This is a genomic window from Streptomyces sp. NRRL F-5135 (assembly GCF_000719775.1).
Taxonomy (GTDB): Bacteria; Actinomycetota; Actinomycetes; order Streptomycetales; family Streptomycetaceae; genus Streptomyces; species Streptomyces hebeiensis.
Map to the genome: position 1 here is coordinate 1 of NZ_JOHR01000085.1, position 343 is coordinate 343.

Below are 343 nucleotides of genomic sequence, written 5' to 3' on the forward strand. Positions count from 1 at the left end.
GGGAGCTGTCGAAGGTGGGACTGGCGATTGGGACGAAGTCGTAACAAGGTAGCCGTACCGGAAGGTGCGGCTGGATCACCTCCTTTCTAAGGAGCATCTGATTTCTCTTCGGGGGAATCCAGGGCCACTACGTCGGCGAGTGTTCGACGGTGGTTTGCTCATGGGTGGAACGTTGACTATTCGGCATGGTTTCTCTTGATCCTGTTAGTACTGCTTCGGTGTGGAACGCAAGGTCGGGAGGGGTCAGGTCGGGCACGCTGTTGGGTGTCTGAGGGTGCGGCCGTGTTGGTTGTCCTTCAGTTTGCCGGTCCCGGTGAAGCATCGCTTGTGGGTGGTGTGTGAC

1 rRNA gene is annotated in these 343 nt (G+C 58.0%); it reads left to right on the plus strand.

The features are described 5' to 3' along the window. Window positions 1-86 (plus strand): 16S ribosomal RNA (locus tag IG02_RS0135605); the annotation flags it as partial. Window positions 87-343: the final 257 nt, after the last annotated feature.